17 protein-coding genes are annotated in these 14,336 nt (G+C 67.5%); 15 read left to right on the top strand and 2 right to left on the bottom strand.

What is annotated here, in order from left to right; genetic code table 11:
* Window positions 1-117: 117 nt before the first annotated feature.
* The gene (locus ACIO6U_RS29245; RefSeq protein ID WP_401723628.1) at window positions 118-513 is read right to left on the bottom strand and encodes a hypothetical protein; all 396 of its coding nucleotides are present in this window, start codon (window positions 511-513) and stop codon (window positions 118-120) included.
* 733 nt (window positions 514-1,246) lie between these two features.
* Between ACIO6U_RS29245 and ACIO6U_RS29240 the strand changes: the two genes are divergently transcribed.
* The 3 genes from ACIO6U_RS29240 (at window position 1,247) to ACIO6U_RS29230 (ending at window position 4,369) form a co-directional block, all read left to right on the top strand.
* Window positions 1,247-2,371, top strand: a complete 1,125-nt coding sequence (locus ACIO6U_RS29240; protein WP_401723782.1) for a DUF5677 domain-containing protein — start codon at window positions 1,247-1,249, stop codon at window positions 2,369-2,371.
* Between the two features lie 202 nt (window positions 2,372-2,573).
* Window positions 2,574-3,809 (top strand): helix-turn-helix domain-containing protein, encoded by a 1,236-nt coding sequence (locus ACIO6U_RS29235; RefSeq protein ID WP_401723625.1) that lies wholly within the window; start codon window positions 2,574-2,576, stop codon window positions 3,807-3,809.
* Window positions 3,791-4,369 carry a flavoprotein gene (locus tag ACIO6U_RS29230; RefSeq protein WP_401723622.1) on the top strand — a complete coding sequence of 193 codons (579 nt, stop codon included), beginning with the start codon at window positions 3,791-3,793 and terminating at the stop codon, window positions 4,367-4,369. Before ACIO6U_RS29235 ends, ACIO6U_RS29230 begins: the two co-directional genes overlap by 19 nt.
* Window positions 4,370-4,585: 216 nt before the next feature.
* Here ACIO6U_RS29230 and ACIO6U_RS29225 read toward each other — a convergent pair whose 3' ends face one another.
* Window positions 4,586-4,972 carry a GntR family transcriptional regulator gene (locus tag ACIO6U_RS29225; RefSeq protein WP_401723619.1) on the bottom strand — a complete coding sequence of 129 codons (387 nt, stop codon included), beginning with the start codon at window positions 4,970-4,972 and terminating at the stop codon, window positions 4,586-4,588.
* Window positions 4,973-5,388: 416 nt separating this feature from the next.
* Here ACIO6U_RS29225 and ACIO6U_RS29220 point away from each other — a divergent pair, with 416 nt between their 5' ends.
* From ACIO6U_RS29220 to ACIO6U_RS29165, 12 genes are all read left to right on the top strand, one after another.
* Window positions 5,389-5,676 (top strand): hypothetical protein, encoded by a 288-nt coding sequence (locus ACIO6U_RS29220; RefSeq protein ID WP_401723616.1) that lies wholly within the window; start codon window positions 5,389-5,391, stop codon window positions 5,674-5,676.
* Window positions 5,673-6,161, top strand: a complete 489-nt coding sequence (locus ACIO6U_RS29215; protein ID WP_401723613.1) for a Pycsar system effector family protein — start codon at window positions 5,673-5,675, stop codon at window positions 6,159-6,161. Before ACIO6U_RS29220 ends, ACIO6U_RS29215 begins: the two co-directional genes overlap by 4 nt.
* On the top strand, window positions 6,158-7,156 hold the full coding sequence (locus tag ACIO6U_RS29210) for a DUF2637 domain-containing protein (RefSeq protein ID WP_401723610.1): 999 nt from the start codon (window positions 6,158-6,160) through the stop codon (window positions 7,154-7,156). The genes ACIO6U_RS29215 and ACIO6U_RS29210 overlap by 4 nt, the downstream gene beginning before the upstream one ends.
* Window positions 7,153-7,863: a DNA methylase gene (locus ACIO6U_RS29205; protein ID WP_401723607.1), complete on the top strand. Its 711-nt coding sequence runs from the start codon at window positions 7,153-7,155 to the stop codon at window positions 7,861-7,863. Before ACIO6U_RS29210 ends, ACIO6U_RS29205 begins: the two co-directional genes overlap by 4 nt.
* On the top strand, window positions 7,863-8,249 hold the full coding sequence (locus ACIO6U_RS29200; protein WP_401723604.1) for an RRQRL motif-containing zinc-binding protein: 387 nt from the start codon (window positions 7,863-7,865) through the stop codon (window positions 8,247-8,249). Before ACIO6U_RS29205 ends, ACIO6U_RS29200 begins: the two co-directional genes overlap by 1 nt.
* A 167-nt stretch (window positions 8,250-8,416) precedes the next feature.
* On the top strand, window positions 8,417-10,615 hold the full coding sequence (locus ACIO6U_RS29195) for a cell division protein FtsK (protein ID WP_401723602.1): 2,199 nt from the start codon (window positions 8,417-8,419) through the stop codon (window positions 10,613-10,615).
* A gap of 139 nt (window positions 10,616-10,754) precedes the next feature.
* A complete protein-coding gene (locus ACIO6U_RS29190) occupies window positions 10,755-11,063 on the top strand; it encodes a hypothetical protein (RefSeq protein ID WP_401723600.1) in 309 nt (102 codons plus the stop codon).
* Window positions 11,060-11,254 (top strand): hypothetical protein, encoded by a 195-nt coding sequence (locus tag ACIO6U_RS29185; RefSeq protein WP_401723597.1) that lies wholly within the window; start codon window positions 11,060-11,062, stop codon window positions 11,252-11,254. The genes ACIO6U_RS29190 and ACIO6U_RS29185 overlap by 4 nt, the downstream gene beginning before the upstream one ends.
* 20 nt (window positions 11,255-11,274) lie before the next feature.
* Entirely contained in the window at window positions 11,275-11,880 is a 606-nt protein-coding gene (locus ACIO6U_RS29180; RefSeq protein ID WP_401723594.1) for a hypothetical protein, read from the top strand.
* Entirely contained in the window at window positions 11,877-12,188 is a 312-nt protein-coding gene (locus ACIO6U_RS29175; RefSeq protein WP_401723592.1) for a DUF4031 domain-containing protein, read from the top strand. The genes ACIO6U_RS29180 and ACIO6U_RS29175 overlap by 4 nt, the downstream gene beginning before the upstream one ends.
* An 89-nt stretch (window positions 12,189-12,277) precedes the next feature.
* Window positions 12,278-13,177: a bifunctional DNA primase/polymerase gene (locus ACIO6U_RS29170; RefSeq protein ID WP_401723590.1), complete on the top strand. Its 900-nt coding sequence runs from the start codon at window positions 12,278-12,280 to the stop codon at window positions 13,175-13,177.
* Window positions 13,174-14,334 carry an AAA family ATPase gene (locus ACIO6U_RS29165; RefSeq protein ID WP_401723587.1) on the top strand — a complete coding sequence of 387 codons (1,161 nt, stop codon included), beginning with the start codon at window positions 13,174-13,176 and terminating at the stop codon, window positions 14,332-14,334. The genes ACIO6U_RS29170 and ACIO6U_RS29165 overlap by 4 nt, the downstream gene beginning before the upstream one ends.
* Window positions 14,335-14,336 lie beyond the last annotated feature (2 nt).

The raw sequence follows: 14,336 nt of genomic DNA, 5'->3' as shown, positions 1-14,336 counted from the left end.
TGGAGACCGAGAGGCAGTGGACTGTCGTTCTACGAGGCCCGGTTGTCGGCGCTGGCGACCGGCCGGGCCCAAGCCGTCCGACTCCTGTCGGCGCTGGTCGACCTAATGCGGATCTGCTCAGGGCGTGAATGAGTCCTTCGTGCTGGGCTGCCTAGAGCGTTTGACACCGCTGCACGCCAACAGTTCGGTCCCGGTGGCGTCGAAGTACAGGGTGAAGAACCAAAGCTGGTCTGCTGCGTCGATAATCCCGGTACGCAGTTGCTCACCGCGGTGCCGTGCAAGGATCGCAACAGTCTCGTCAAGGCCGATTACCTCTTGCAGGCCGCGGGCCAACGTTCGCCTCAACCTCGTTGCGGCGATACCGGCGACCATCCACTGGGGCACCTCGTCGTCCCAGACCTTTACCTCGGCGCCGGCTGCGATGGCTTCGCGTGCTGGCTTGCACGCGCTCGTCTGGTCGGTGAGCATCGCGGTGATGTTGGGTTGCCATGGGTGCTCGTCCTCGGTGGCCATGCGGCGACTGTAGGGAACGAACGTGGACAGTTGCCACAGGAATCGAGGTGGCCTCGCGGGGCGGGAGGCAGAGGATGAGGCATTCGCGGCCGCCCTGGGGCCCCAAGATCAACACGTCATTACAACGTGATCACTGGCAAACGGCTGCCGCAAGCCGCCTCCGGCTGCGCATAGGCAAAGACCCCGACCTCAGCGTTGACGCTGGTGGCGGGGTCTTTAGGCACCTACTGCGAAGTGCCCCCGGCAGGATTCGAACCTGCGCACACGGCTCCGGAGAGCATTGAGCAATGTGGAGGGCAGCCGCCGCTGACCTGCTGCGACGCACTGTGGCGGTCTCGAACCGCATCAACTGTGTCGGAGGTGTGTCGCGAGGTCCCTGAAACCGCGCCAGACGAAGGCGCCGGCGGCGCCCACGACTCACCAGAGGTCGGCTTCGCCGACGGCTGCAACACCCGGAGTGTTTCAGCCGCCCTGACCCCGGGCGAACAGCCGGACAGGTGGGACACCCGCTCTCGGGGCTGTCCGGGTTATTTTTGCAGGTTAGAGACCTAACCGGACAGTCGGACAGATTGGGGGCCGATCTCAATCCTCGTGTTGACGCCCTACCTGCTCACGCGAGACAGGGTGGCATCAAGGTGCCCTCTGCGGGTGTGCAAAATCCATAGAAAAATCGTGGTGCCGCAGTGCGCCTGTGGCGCTAGAGTTTCAATTGGACAGAGGAGAAGCCGTGCACATGCGTCGCCGTCGCTCAGCAGCTAAAAATGAGGGTCCTCTGACTCAATTTATCCTTGATACGGCGATGGCAGCCGTAGCGAAGGGTGCCGACCCTGAACGCGTAGAGGAAAAGATTGGGAAAGTCGTCCCGGATCTCATCGAGGAATTCGGACCATTTTTGGCTTCGCAGATGATTGCGAATAAGAAAGCGCTGCGCAAAGCTAAGAAAGCGGATGAGAAATTCCATAGGCGCCTTCAGAAGAGGTGGTGCCCCGCTCTCGACCTCTACTTTTTGATCCTCTCGGTCTCCCACGAAGTAGGAGAGGCGGCGGCCCGAGAGGAAAGGTCGCCGATCACTGATTCACAGGAGTATACGCTCGAAGCATTGACTCGCCTCCATGCCAGTGCCTGTCGGGTTGCGGGCGAAGTGTACACGCTCCTCGCGCATGGTCACCCCAAGGGAGCATTGGCGCGATGCCGAACGCTGCATGAGACGGCTGTTATTGCATGCGTTATTGCGGAATTCTCTAATGACCCCGATCATTGTGACTTGGCTGAGCGATTTTTGGATCATGAAATTGTGACCTTGAGGCGCGATGCGCGACAGTTTCAGGCAGACCATGTACTTCTGGGAGAAGAGCCACTTGAACAGGAATTTCTTGACCAGCTTGAAGATCGGTACAGGGAAGTAGCTCGTATCTACGGATCCGGATTCGTCGATAGCGACTACGGGTGGGCCAAGCGACTCGTGCCCGCAGGTCACCTGAGAGCCCTGGAAGACAAAGCTTCACTCAGCTACGTCCGTCCTCATTACCAGTGGGCAAGCAGTGAAGTCCACTGCGGAGCCCGTGGGCTGGCTCAGGGTTTTTCTGAGTATCGCGGTATGTTGCTCAGGGACTCAGGGAAAACCAATGTGGGCTTGGCTGACCCTGCCCAGATGGCACTCAGTTCTCTCCTGCAAGTAACAAGTTCTTTTGTTCTATGCGAATATCTTGGCAATGCGGAAATGGAGACCATTATCTCCGTCAAAGCGCTCATTGAACTGCGTGATGCGTGCGTGATTAAATTCGATGAAGTTCAGGCGCAAATTGATTCCGATGAGGAGCGTATTCTGTTGCGACTCAACAGATCACGAAATAAGTAGGGGCCTGCCGCTGGCGCGTATATTTCCGTTCCTCGGGGCGGGTGTGACGCTGCACTTGAGAACGGAACCCGGACAGAGTGTCAGGGGTCCAGGCGTTCATAAGGCTCACTGTTGTCCTGATGACGAGCTGCGAACCAGTTGCTCGTCTACTGTTTGGGTACCGTGAGAGGTGCCCCTACTCGGCAACGGGAGGCGTCACCTCATGCGTGGTCTTGGAGATCACCTCAGCATCGGCGAGCGAATCGCGTTCTACCGGAAGCGCCGTGGATACACGCAAGAGGTGCTGGCCGGGCTCGTAGGCCGTAGTACGGACTGGCTGGCGAAGGCGGAGTCCGGGCGCCGTCAACCGCCGCGGGTGGACATGCTCGCGGAGCTTGCGCGCATCCTGCGCGTGCCGCTCGGGGATCTGCTCGGGCAACCCGTACTCGTGGAGACCGAGAAGCATCAGGACGACGTGCCGGCCGTACGGGACGCGCTGATGAGTCCGCGTCGGCTGTCTCGGCTCTTGTTTGGTCCGGAGACGGACGCACAACTTCCAACGCCTGCCCCCGCCGCTGTGCGGGTTGAGCACGCGTGGAACGATTATCAGGGTGGCCGGCTCGGCGGCGTTATTGCCGCCCTTCCCGTACTTCTTCAGACGGCCCAAGAACTTGAGGACCGTGCGGCCCGTCGGGAGGAGGACCGTCACGATTGTTGGGCTGTCTCCGCTCGTACACACCACCTCGCTGCGACGACGCTCGCGAAGATCGGGGAGTCGGATATCTCCTGGCTGGCGGCCGAGCGTGCCATGCAAGCCGCCGACGCCTCTGAGGACCCGTTGGTACTGGCGTCCGCAGCTCGGTCCGGAACGCATGCTCTGCTGGCCAATGGCCGGTACGAGGCTGCCATGTCGCTGGGAGACACCACCGCTAATTGGTTGGCCCCCAGAGTGGGGGAGAGCGACCCGGCAGCGCTGAGCTTGCTGGGGATGATTCACCTGCGCGCTGCTGTCGCCGCGGCCCGGCATCAGGACCGGCCGACTGCTGCTCGTCTACTGGACCGCGCGGGGGAACTGGCGGATGACCTCGGCTCGGATGAGAACTACTGGCAGACCGGATTCGGTCCGACGAACGTGATCCTTCACCGGCTGTCGATTGAGCTGGACCTCGACAACGTCTCGTACGTGGTGGAACACGGCGCGATCAATGTGGACCACATGCCGCAGGAACGCAGCGTCTCGCACCGGATCGACTTTGCCCGCGCTTTGTCGCTCGCAGGTCGCGGTGACGATGCCTTCGAGGAACTGCGCAAGGCGGAACGCACCTCGCCGCAGCTCGTGCGGAACAATCCGAGGGTGCGTGAGACATTGCGGGACCTGACCAAGCAGGCGCCCGTGACCGCAGGCTCTCGTTCGTCGGAGGTATTCGTGATGGCTCAGCGGTGCAGGGCGGTGCAGTGAGTACGGGGAAGCGCGGCGTGCTGGGAGTTGTGGGCTCGGGAGCCGGCGGGGTGCAAGAACTCCGGGTTGGGCTGGTCGAACCTGCGATGGAACGGGGCTGGCGGGTTGCGGTAACGCTGACCCCAACTGCAGGTGCGTGGCTGCGGGCCATCGGCGAAGTTGAGCGGCTGGAGAAGTTGACGGGCCTGCCCGTTCGGGACGCGCCGCGCTTCCCCGGCGATGTTCGCCCGCACCCGCCTGTCGACTGCTTCGCGGTTGCTCCGGCGAGTGCAAACACGGTCGCGAAGCTTGCGCTGGGCCTCGGGGATAACCAAGCGCTCACGCAAGTTGGCGAGGCGATTGGCACGATCGGTCTGCCTGTCGTGGTCTTCCCGCGGGTTAACGCGGCTCATGTGCGACACCCGGCGTGGGCGGGGCACGTCGAGGCGTTGCGACGGGCGGAGGTCCGCCTCGTCTATGGCCCAGAGGTCTGGCCGCTGTATGAGCCGAGGGACGCGCCTACCGGCAGAGAGCTTCCGTGGGACGCCGTGCTCGGTGCGATTGACAAGGTCACTGAGTGACGATTCGTCAACGCCCATGACCTGCAACGATGATGGGCCCGGACACTCTGTCCGGGCCCATCATCGTTCTGCGCCCGAACCTGCTTTACATGGCAGAGACGATCGAACGACCGGGCAGGGGAGCGGGGCTCACTCCCGCTCAGTGCGCTTTGATCGGAGCAAGTCTCCGTGCGTTGCGGCTGGAGACTGAACGGCTGCTCCAGCGAGCCGAATACGTCACTGAGCTGATTTTGAGCGGCCCGGCTTCACAGCCTCTTCCAGACGCTCAAGCCGGTCCCCGAGCAGCCGGATCGCCTCGTGAATCGCGTTAATTTCCGTGGCGAGGGTGACGAACGCCGACTCCGCGCGCTCGCCATCGGCAAGTGGCTGCGAGGGGTCGACCACGAAGGTCCCGCGTCCCACCTGGGAGTACACGAGTCCTTCCTCGCTGAGTTCTCGGTATGCGTTCTGGACCTTGACGATCGTCACCCCGTACCGCTTGGCCAGCTCGCGGGCTGCTGGCAGTTGGTCACCGGGGGCGAGGGTGCCGCGCACTACGTCTTGCCGGATATCCGCAGCGATGTCCTTGGCAGTAGGGCGGGGTGTGCCGGGGCTCTTCTCCATGGGGTCGAGCGTAACCGGCCTAGGTCAATCTCCATCGTCACTCCCCTTGACGGTCCGGATCGACCTAGGTAATGTCTCGGTCGTGAGCGGATGGACCTAGGTCAATCTGGATCATAGATGTGGCGCCTGGAGGTCTCCGTGAGACGGGGTCAAAGGAAGCGCTCGTTCCTTGAGAACTGAATCGCACGGCGCCTGGCAAGCAAGACCGTGCATGTTCCAGTGGTTTTGGTCCCGCCGCCGCTTTCGAGCGGCGGCGGTGGTCATGGCCACTCGTCATGGCCGTACGGCCGTCGCCGCCCGGATCTCCGGACGTCAGCGACTTGCCCAATCGCGTACTTCGCCGCGGTGGCGGGACTCCCGAGCAAGGTCTCTCCGCTGCCGCGGCTCTCCCTGTCCGTTCGACTCTGGAGAGCGCTATGCGTTCGTACATCGGCCGCCATCAGGCGGTCACCGACACCGATTTCGTGGAACTCGCGCTCGGCACCCCGGTTGAGCTGTGGCTCGGCGTCGAGGGCGAGACCGAGGAAGAGCGCGCCGCGCGGCTCGCTGCGGCGGCCGACATCCTCGCCGACGACCCGACGCTGCCGGACCGCGTGAGCCAGATCGCCGCCGAGGCGATCGAGGCGTACGCGCCGGAGCTGTTCAACATCGTGCCTCTGCCGAAGGGGCGTCGTCCGTCGCGCCGGCCGGGGGTGGCGGCATGACGACCCCGAACGAAACAACCATCGCGGGCACAGCTCGGGTGGATGCGAATCTGGACGCCGCGCACGCCGATGTGAAGGCGGAGATCGCGCGGACGGACAGCAAGGTGTCGCTGATGCTGGCGTTCGTCGGCGCGCTGCTGGCGGGTGTGTGGACGGTCGGAACGAGCCGTCACCTTCCCGCCGCAACGGTGGCGCTGGGTCTGCTGGGGACGTCCACGCTGCTGGTGGTGGCGGGTCTGCTGCTGTGGGCGGTCCGCCCGAACCTCGGTGGTACGCGGCCGGTGGGTTTCCCGTTGTGGGCGAGTCTGACCGGTGAGGAGATCCGGACCTGTCTGCGCGGGGATGACCGGGCGGAGCATGTGGCGGCGCTGTCGCGGATCGCAGTGCGGAAGTACACGCATCTGCGGCGTGCGGTGGACATGACTGCGGTGGCCGGTGTGCTGCTGGTTCTCGCCGTGGTGGTCATGATCGGCGGTGCGGCATGAGTACCCCGACAACCAACAATGTGCGGGCGGGGTTACCGCCGCTGACCCGCCCGGAGCGTTTCCTGCTCGGCTTCGCCGTGCTGTTCGGCGTGGGTGTCGGTGGTGTGGGTCTGGCGCTGAGCTTTGACACGGTGTCGGCCGCGGGCGCCGCGTGGGGGTTCAGCACTCCGCAGATGCTTCCGCTGGCTATCGACCTGGCGATTCCGGTCTTCACGATCGTGAACCTGCTGTTGGTCCGGATGGACATGGCGCTGTCGTGGGTGCGGTTCGTGCCCTGGGCCCTGACCGGGGTGACGTGCTGGCTCAACATCGCCGCCGGCAGGTCGCTGTCCGCGAAGCTCGCGCACGGCACGATGCCGCTGCTGTGGGTGGCCCTGTCCGAGGTCGCCGCACATGTCTACGCCGCTCGGATCGGTGCGGTGACCGGCCGCCGGATGGAGAAGATCCGCCGCTCCCGGTGGCTGCTGGCACCGGTCAGCACGTTCGCGCTGTGGCGGCGGATGACGCTATGGGAGGTCACCTCCTACCGCGACGCGCTCGCCCGCGAGCGTGACCGGCAACTTACCCGCGCCGACCTGCGCACCGAGCACGGCCGGCGGTGGCGGTCCAAGACCGAGCGCCGCACCCGGGTACTGCTCAAGCTCGGGGAACTCGCCCCCACCGCTGCACCCGTGGCCGGGCCGCCCACCGCGGTCGCACCGGCCACGGACCCCGCGCCCGAGGCGAAGCCGAAAACGGCACCGCGGCGTCCGGCCAAGCCCGCGCCCAAGACGACGGGGCGGCGCAGCGTTGACGATGTACTCGCCGACGCCCGCACCACCACCGCCGACTGGCCGGTGACCGAACTGACCGCGGACCGCATCCGGACCGCGGTCAAGTGCGGTGCCGGGCACGCGCGGACCGTCCGCGACGTGCTGCGCGCGGAGCGCACCACCACCCCGGAAGCCCTGGAACTGCCCGCCGTTCCTGCGGAGTCCGAGGCGGTGGCGGCATGAGGCGTCCGCTGCTGTTGGATCTGTTCTGCTGCGCCGGCGGCGCCGGCACGGGCTACTTCCGTGCGGGGTTCGACGTGCACGGGGTGGACATCGCCGACCGGCCGAACTACCCGTTCCCGATCCACCGCGGCGACGCGCTCGACCACCTCGCCCACCTGATCATGTCGGGCGAGATCCACCGTTACGCGATGGTGCACGCATCCCCGCCCTGCCAGGACAAGTGCACGCTGACGGTGGGCACCAACCGGTCCCGCGGTTGGGGCGGCACCCACACCGATCTGGTGGCGCCCACCCGCGTGCTGCTGGAGCGGGCCGGTCTGCCGTACGTGATCGAGCAACCCAACGGCCGCGCCAGGATCCGCAAGGATCTGACCTTGTGCGGGGAGATGTTCGGCCTCGCCGTGATCCGGCACCGCAACTTCGAGATGGGCGGTTGGACCGCGGCACGGCCGGTACACCTGCCGCACCGCGGGCGGGTGTCGGGCTATCGGCACGGCAAGAAGTACGACGGCCCGTACGTCGCCGCGTACGGCTCCGGGGGCGGCAAGCCGACCGTGCCGGAACTTCAGCGCGCGATGGGCATCGACTGGACCGACGTGCGCGAGGAACTCACCGAGGCCATCCCGCCCGCCTACGGGCAATGGATCGGCGAAGCGTTCCTCACCGCCCGCACCGACACGCTGCCCAGACTGAAGGAGGTGGCGTGATGTCCCCGACGTTCGGCCAGTGCTACGACCCGACAGGCGCCACCTGGGGCATCCCCACGTTCCCGTGGCGGCTCGCCCCGGAAGGCATGGCCACCCGCCGCCAACTCCGGGCGAAGGGACTGCGGCCCGGCGGTCAGCCGGTCGCGGCACAGATCATGCGCCGATCCCGCCGACGCAAGACCGGATACGCGGTCGCCTACCTCTACCGCCTCGACCTCGCCCTGCCGGTGCGTGCGATGACGCCGGCCAAATGGTCCGCACACGCCGCCGCCATGACCGCCCGACGAACTTGCCCGCAGTGCCGAACTGACGCCGGATACGTCATCCCCGGATCGCTCGGCTGCTGCGTGTCCTGCGCCTACCCCGACGAACAGCGCGCCGCCTGAGATTCGTGTTCTTGCGTAGGTGCACTGGCAGTGCACGTGCACTGCCAGTGCACCTGATTTCGCGAAGACGAACTTAGCCTCGCGTCAGTCCGCAGACAGGTCCGGCCGCTCACCTCCTACAGCGTCGGCCGGACCTGCTTCCCCTGCCATTTCTGGAAGGAACCCCAGTGAAGCACCCTGAGAGTGATGACAACGAGCGCGATCTGTTCGCGCGCTTAGAGGCCGACCTGTCGGCCGACTTCGGCAGTGACGTGGTCGACCTCGATAAAGCCCGTACCGCCCGTGAGTCGGCCGACGCGGCACCCGATTCAGTTCCCGACGCGTCGGGCGACCCGTCGGCCGCCGTGATGGTCGATGGTCCGGCGGTGGCCGGTCCGGGGTATCTGGGCCGGTTGATGGGCGCGAAGCGGCGGGACACGCTTCCGGTGTGGCTGCGGTCGGCCGCCGAATTCCGCACCGCAGTCCGCTGGGCTGCGGGGCACTACGCGCATCTGGTGGCGTTCCACGGAATCCGCTGCCCGTACTACGCCGCCCGGCTCGCGGTGCAGGCGCCCCGCGGTGGGGCGAAGTTCGTCGGCAGCACGCTGCGGTGGGTGGCCGACCGTGAGGGCGAGCCGGTCCGACTCGCCGCGGTCCGCCGTGAGGACGCGGGCGAGTACCTGAAGCTGTCGCGTCAGCGCGACGGCCGGGTGCGGCTGCGGACTCTGGTGGCGGCGCTGGGTGCGTTCATCGGTCTGGGGTCGGCTCTGGCGATGTATGTGCTGGCCCCCGATTGGCTGCTGGCCGTGTCCACCAGTGCGGTTGTGCTCGCGTTGGGTGCGCTGGGGACGCCGGCGGATGCGCCGGTCGTCAGCCGGGCGGTGGATCTGCCCAAGACCACCAAGCTCACCTCCGACATCGTGCTGCGCGCGCTGGGGGCGCTGGGGATTCCGGCGATCAATCAGGCGCAGGGCAAGGGCCGCGACGGGTTCACCTTCACCGCGCCGATCACCCGCGACGGTCCCGGCTGGCGCGCCGAGGGCGACCTGCCGTTCGGCGTCACGGTCACCGATGTGATCGAGCGCCGCGACCGGCTCGCCTCCGGGCTCCGCCGCCCGCTGGGCTGCGTGTGGCCCGAAGCGGTGCCCGATGAGCACACCGGCCGGTTGGTGATGTGGGTGGGTGATCAGGACATGTCCACCGCCCGCAAACCGGCATGGCCGCTGCTCAAGGCCGGTTCGGTGGACCTGTTCAAGCCCGTCGCGTTCGGGACGGACCAGCGCGGGCGCTGGGTGGAGATCACCTTGATGTACATCGCTGCCGTCATCGGGGCGATCCCGCGCATGGGCAAGACGTTCCTGCTCCGGCTGTTGCTGCTCATCGCCGCACTGGACGTGCGGGCCGAGCTGCACACCTACGACCTGAAGGGCACCGGCGACCTCGACCCGGTCGGCGAGCGCGTCAGCCACCGGCACCGTGCCGGTGACGACGACGAGGACATCGAATACGCCCTGGCCGACCTGCGGGAAGTGCGGACCGAGCTGCGGCGGCGGGCGAAGATGATCCGGTCGCTGCCGCGGGACATCTGCCCCGAATCCAAAGTCACCTCCGACCTGGCCAACCGGCCGTCCCTGGGTCTGCACCCCATCGTGATCGGAGTGGACGAATGCCAGGTGTGGTTCGAGCACCCCAAGCACGGCGCGGAGTTCGAGGAGATCTGCACCGACCTGGTCAAGCGCGGCCCGGCGACCGGGATCGTGCTGCTGCTGGCCACGCAGCGCCCCGACGCCAAGGCGCTCCCGACCGGCATTTCCGCGAACGCCTCCGCGCGGTTCTGCCTCAAGGTCATGGGCCAGTTGGAGAACGACATGGTGCTCGGCACCTCGTCGTACAAGCGGGGCATCCGGGCGACGATGTTCTCCTGGAAGGACAAGGGCATCCACTACTTCGTGGGTGAAGGCTCCGACGCCCGCATCGTCTCCTCCGTCTACGTCGATGCCCCGACCGCCGACGCGATCGGCATGCGCGCCCGGCGGCTCCGCGAAGCGGCCAAGACGCTGTCCGGGCACGCGCTCGGCGAAGCCTTCGACGCCGCCGACGCCGGTACGGGTTATGACCTGCTGCGCGACATCCTCGCCGTGGTGCCGGCCGAAGAGCCCAAGGTGTGGTCCGAGACCATCACCGCACGCCTCGCCGACCTGCGCCCGGAGGTCTACGGCGGCTGGGACGCCGAACAACTGGCCTCCGCGCTCAAGCCGTTCGGCATCGCCACCGTGCAGGTGTGGGGCAAGACCGAGGCCGGTAAGGGCGCCAACCGCAAGGGCGTCGAACGCTCCCGCATCCTCACCGTCATTGCGGAGCGTGACGGAAACCGGGACGCGGGCTAGCCGGTTCCGCCGCTAGACCTAGCGGCACACCCCGCTAGGTCTAGCGGCACTTCTAGACCCCCATCCGGCCGCTGAGCAGGAACCTATCCTCTAGCGGCCCACCTGCGAAAACACCCCCAGCGCCCCGGAAGGGCACCTGATGACCCTCATCCTCGCCGCTAGCTTCCTCATCCTCACCATCACCCTCGGTTACGCCGGGTTGTGTGCGGTGTCGCCGTTCGGGACCTGCCGCCGCTGCCACGGTTTCGGTTTCGCCACCACCACCGACCGCAAGGGCCGGCCCAAGCGCGGCAAGGAATGCCGCCGCTGCCACGGACACGGCATCCGCATACGCCGCGGCCGGCACCTCCACAACCTCTGGCGCCGCACCTACGACCGCGGCACCGCCGCCGACCAACCGGCCACGCCCGCCCGGCCGTTCACTCCGAACCAGGGAGGCCGCTCGTGATCCTGTCCATCTCCGCGGTGCTGCTCTTCGGCGTCGCCTCTCTCTTCGCCATCCGCTCCCGCGCCACCAACCTCGGCGCCGCCGCCGTGGTGTTCCTGTTCGGCTTCTACGCCGCCGCCACCGGCATGGCCGGACCCATCAACGACCTCATGACCAGCGCCGCCCACACCCTCGCGCAGATGCGCACCTGACACCGATCGGAGACCGTGTGATGAACGAACCGATCACCCACCGGCACTGGGCCGCCGACCTCGCCCCCAAGGCCGTGCCCGCCCTGGCCACATCGACCGTGCTCATCCTCGCGCGGATCTGGAACGCCAACGGCGCCCAGCACAGCATCGGCGACGCCTCCGTCATGGGCACGCTGGCCATCGGCGCCGCCTTCGCCGGGAACGCCCTCGCCCGCGGATACAGCGGCGAACCGGTCGCCGCCGCGGTCGGCTTCACCGCCGCCGGCACCTTCGCCCTCGCCGGGGTCGCCGCCTACACCGACGGCCTGCCGTTGCCATTGCTGCTGTGGTCGGTGGCCACCGTGCTGGCCTACGTGCTCGCGCACCGGCACTGGCGCACCGACCGCCGCGAAACGGTCGCGTACGAGCGGGCCACCGCCGACCGGCGCGAGACACAGCGCCACGTCGAAACCGTCGAGATCATCCGTGCCTGCGCCGCCGTGGATACCGCCCGCGCCGGGGGCGAGTACGCGACCGCGCTCGCCGCGGCACTGACCGCCCGCGCCGCCCTGCCGGGCTACGACCCCACCGCACTCACAGCGGCCGGTCTGCCCGAACTGCCCACCGTCAAGGGTGATGCGGCGTGAGCGTCTACGTCGATGAGGTCCGTGACTGGACGCTGATCGCACGGCAGCGCGGTCTGCGGCACACGCATTGGTGCCATCTGACTGCGGACACCGAAGCGGAGCTGCACGCGTTCGCGGCCCGGCTCGGTCTGCGCCGCTCCTGGTTCCAGCCGCAGGACGGTGGCCGCGTCGGCTGGCACTACGACATCACCCCACCGAAGCGCGCCCGCGCCGTTGGGCTTGGAGCGCGAGAGGTCGACTACCGGTTCATGGCCGCGCTGATGGATCAGCGCCGTGCCGAGCGAGACGCGCCGCGTACCGACACCTGACAACGCCGCGGCGGCGGGACTCCCGAGCAAGGTCTCCCCGCCGCCGCGGCTCTCCCCGCACGTCCGAAGACGAACAGGAGAAAACCAGGATGCCCTACTCCGAACCGTCCGCGCTGCTGTCCGCGGCACTGGCCACCGCCGCACGCGGCTGGCCCGTCTTCCCCCTGCACCCCGGGGACAAGCGCCCGGCCATCACCGCATGGGAACAGCGCGCAACCACCGAACCGGGCCGTATCGAGCGGTGCTGGAAGCACGCCCCGTACAACATCGGCGTAGCCACCGGCCCGGCCGGCCTGCTCGTGGTCGACCTCGACACCCCCAAGGACGCCGACGACGCCCCGCCTGCCGGATGGGCCGAGCGCGGCGTGACCGAAGGCGCCGATGTGCTCGCCGTGCTGTGCGAGCGGCACGGCAAGCCGTACCCGGCCGACACGTACACCGTGTGCACTGGCCGCGGCGGTACGCACTTGTACTTCACCGCCCCGGATGACGCCACGTTCCGCAACACCGCAGGCGACAGCGCGCGCGGGCTGGGATGGAAGGTCGATACCCGCGCGTCCGGCGGGTACGTGGTCGGCGGGGGCAGCGTCGTCAACTCCCGCCCCTACACGGCCGTTTATGGGTCCGTGGCGGCGCCGCTGCCCGTCTGGCTCGCCGACCTCCTCACGCCGCCGCCGCTGCCTCCTCAGCGGCCCGTAGCGGTGGCTCTGGACGCCGCCGACCGGCACGGCAAGTGGCTACACGCCGCAGTGGAAGGCGAGTTGGCGCGCGTGACCACCGCCGCGCCCGGCGGGCGGAACAACGCCCTCTACATCGCCTCGGTCGCGCTGGGCCAGCTCGTTGCCGGGGGAGAGCTGACCGAACCGGATGTGACCGGCTGGCTCGCCGACGCGGCCCGGCAGGTCGGGCAGGGCGAGGGCGAGGCGCAACGCACCATCGCATCCGGCCTGCGCACCGGAGCGCGGCGTCCGAGGCAGGTCGCGGCATGACCGCCAAGCCGATTCCCCCGCTGCACCTGTACTCCGTCCCGAGCGACCCGCAAACGCCCGCGGTTCCCCTGCCGAAGCGGGAGCGACCGCGCACGGCCTGGACGGCCGACCAGCTCATGTCCGCGCACTTCCCCGAGCCCAAATGGGCCGTGCCCGGCATCCTCGCCGAAGGCGTCAGCCTTCTTGCCGGACCACCCAAAGTCGGAAAGTCCTGGCTCTCACTGGGCCTCGGTCTGGCCGTGGCCGCGGGTGGCCAGGCATTCGACAGCGTGCCGGTGGCCGGCGGACCCGTTCTGTACCTCGCTCTTGAGGACACCCCGCGGCGTCTTCAGACCCGTATGGGCAAGCTCTTGGGAGGACAGGACGCGCCCGCCGGTCTGACGCTGGTCACCGAATGCCCGCCCTTTCCGCAAGGTGGTAGCGAGGCGATTTCGGGATGGCTGGACCGCAATCCGGATGCCCGTATGGTCGTCATCGACGTGTTCGCCAAGATGCGCGGACAGGCACCGCAGGGCGTCTCCGCCTACGACGCCGATTACGTCTCTGTCGGCTACGCCAAGCGTCTCGCCGACTTCTACGGCGTGGCCGTGGTGTTGGTTCATCACGTCCGCAAGGCAGGTTCGGACGATTTCCTGACCGAAGTCTCCGGAACGAACGGGATCGCGGGAGCCGCAGACGCCACCCTTGTACTCAAGCGCGGTCGCGGTCAGGCAGACGGCGTTCTGCACGTCACCGGCCGCGATGTGGAAGAAGCCGAATACGCGCTGTCCTTCCAACAGGCCTCCGGAGCCTGGCACTTGCTGGATGGACCCGCATCCGATCACACCGTGGGCGACACTCGCGCCGCGATTCTGCGGCACGTCCGCGCCCACCCGGGAGCGAAGCCCAAGGAGATCGCCGACGCGCTGCCGGACATCGACGCCGACACCGTACGCCGCACCTGCTCCCGTATGGCCGACGCCGGCCAGCTCACCAAAGACGGCAGCGGCCGGTACTACCCGGACACCAGCACCCGGACAGCCACCACCCCTGAGCTGTCCCAACTGTCCGACTGTCCGGTTGACCCACCTGAGCAGCAAGAACTAGCTGGACACCCCCAAGAGGCACTGTCCCACCTGTCCGACATCCCGGCCGCGTCGGAGAACGGGAGGCACTGACC

Source organism: Streptomyces sp. NPDC087422, from assembly GCF_044744145.1.
Taxonomy (GTDB): domain Bacteria; phylum Actinomycetota; class Actinomycetes; order Streptomycetales; family Streptomycetaceae; genus Actinacidiphila.
The sequence above is the reverse complement of the archived record's forward strand: the minus strand, read 5'-3'. Positions and strand labels throughout refer to the sequence as shown.

Coding starts and splice junctions, on each gene's coding strand:
- ACIO6U_RS29225 (WP_401723619.1), bottom strand. CDS start 4,972: ATGGAGAAGAGCCCCGGCACACCCCGCCCTACTGCCAAGGACATCGCT.
- ACIO6U_RS29220 (WP_401723616.1), top strand. CDS start 5,389: ATGCGTTCGTACATCGGCCGCCATCAGGCGGTCACCGACACCGATTTC.
- ACIO6U_RS29210 (WP_401723610.1), top strand. CDS start 6,158: ATGAGTACCCCGACAACCAACAATGTGCGGGCGGGGTTACCGCCGCTG.
- ACIO6U_RS29170 (WP_401723590.1), top strand. CDS start 12,278: ATGCCCTACTCCGAACCGTCCGCGCTGCTGTCCGCGGCACTGGCCACC.
- ACIO6U_RS29240 (WP_401723782.1), top strand. CDS start 1,247: ATGCGTCGCCGTCGCTCAGCAGCTAAAAATGAGGGTCCTCTGACTCAA.
- ACIO6U_RS29200 (WP_401723604.1), top strand. CDS start 7,863: ATGTCCCCGACGTTCGGCCAGTGCTACGACCCGACAGGCGCCACCTGG.
- ACIO6U_RS29190 (WP_401723600.1), top strand. CDS start 10,755: ATGACCCTCATCCTCGCCGCTAGCTTCCTCATCCTCACCATCACCCTC.
- ACIO6U_RS29215 (WP_401723613.1), top strand. CDS start 5,673: ATGACGACCCCGAACGAAACAACCATCGCGGGCACAGCTCGGGTGGAT.
- ACIO6U_RS29235 (WP_401723625.1), top strand. CDS start 2,574: ATGCGTGGTCTTGGAGATCACCTCAGCATCGGCGAGCGAATCGCGTTC.
- ACIO6U_RS29245 (WP_401723628.1), bottom strand. CDS start 513: ATGGCCACCGAGGACGAGCACCCATGGCAACCCAACATCACCGCGATG.
- ACIO6U_RS29165 (WP_401723587.1), top strand. CDS start 13,174: ATGACCGCCAAGCCGATTCCCCCGCTGCACCTGTACTCCGTCCCGAGC.
- ACIO6U_RS29180 (WP_401723594.1), top strand. CDS start 11,275: ATGAACGAACCGATCACCCACCGGCACTGGGCCGCCGACCTCGCCCCC.
- ACIO6U_RS29205 (WP_401723607.1), top strand. CDS start 7,153: ATGAGGCGTCCGCTGCTGTTGGATCTGTTCTGCTGCGCCGGCGGCGCC.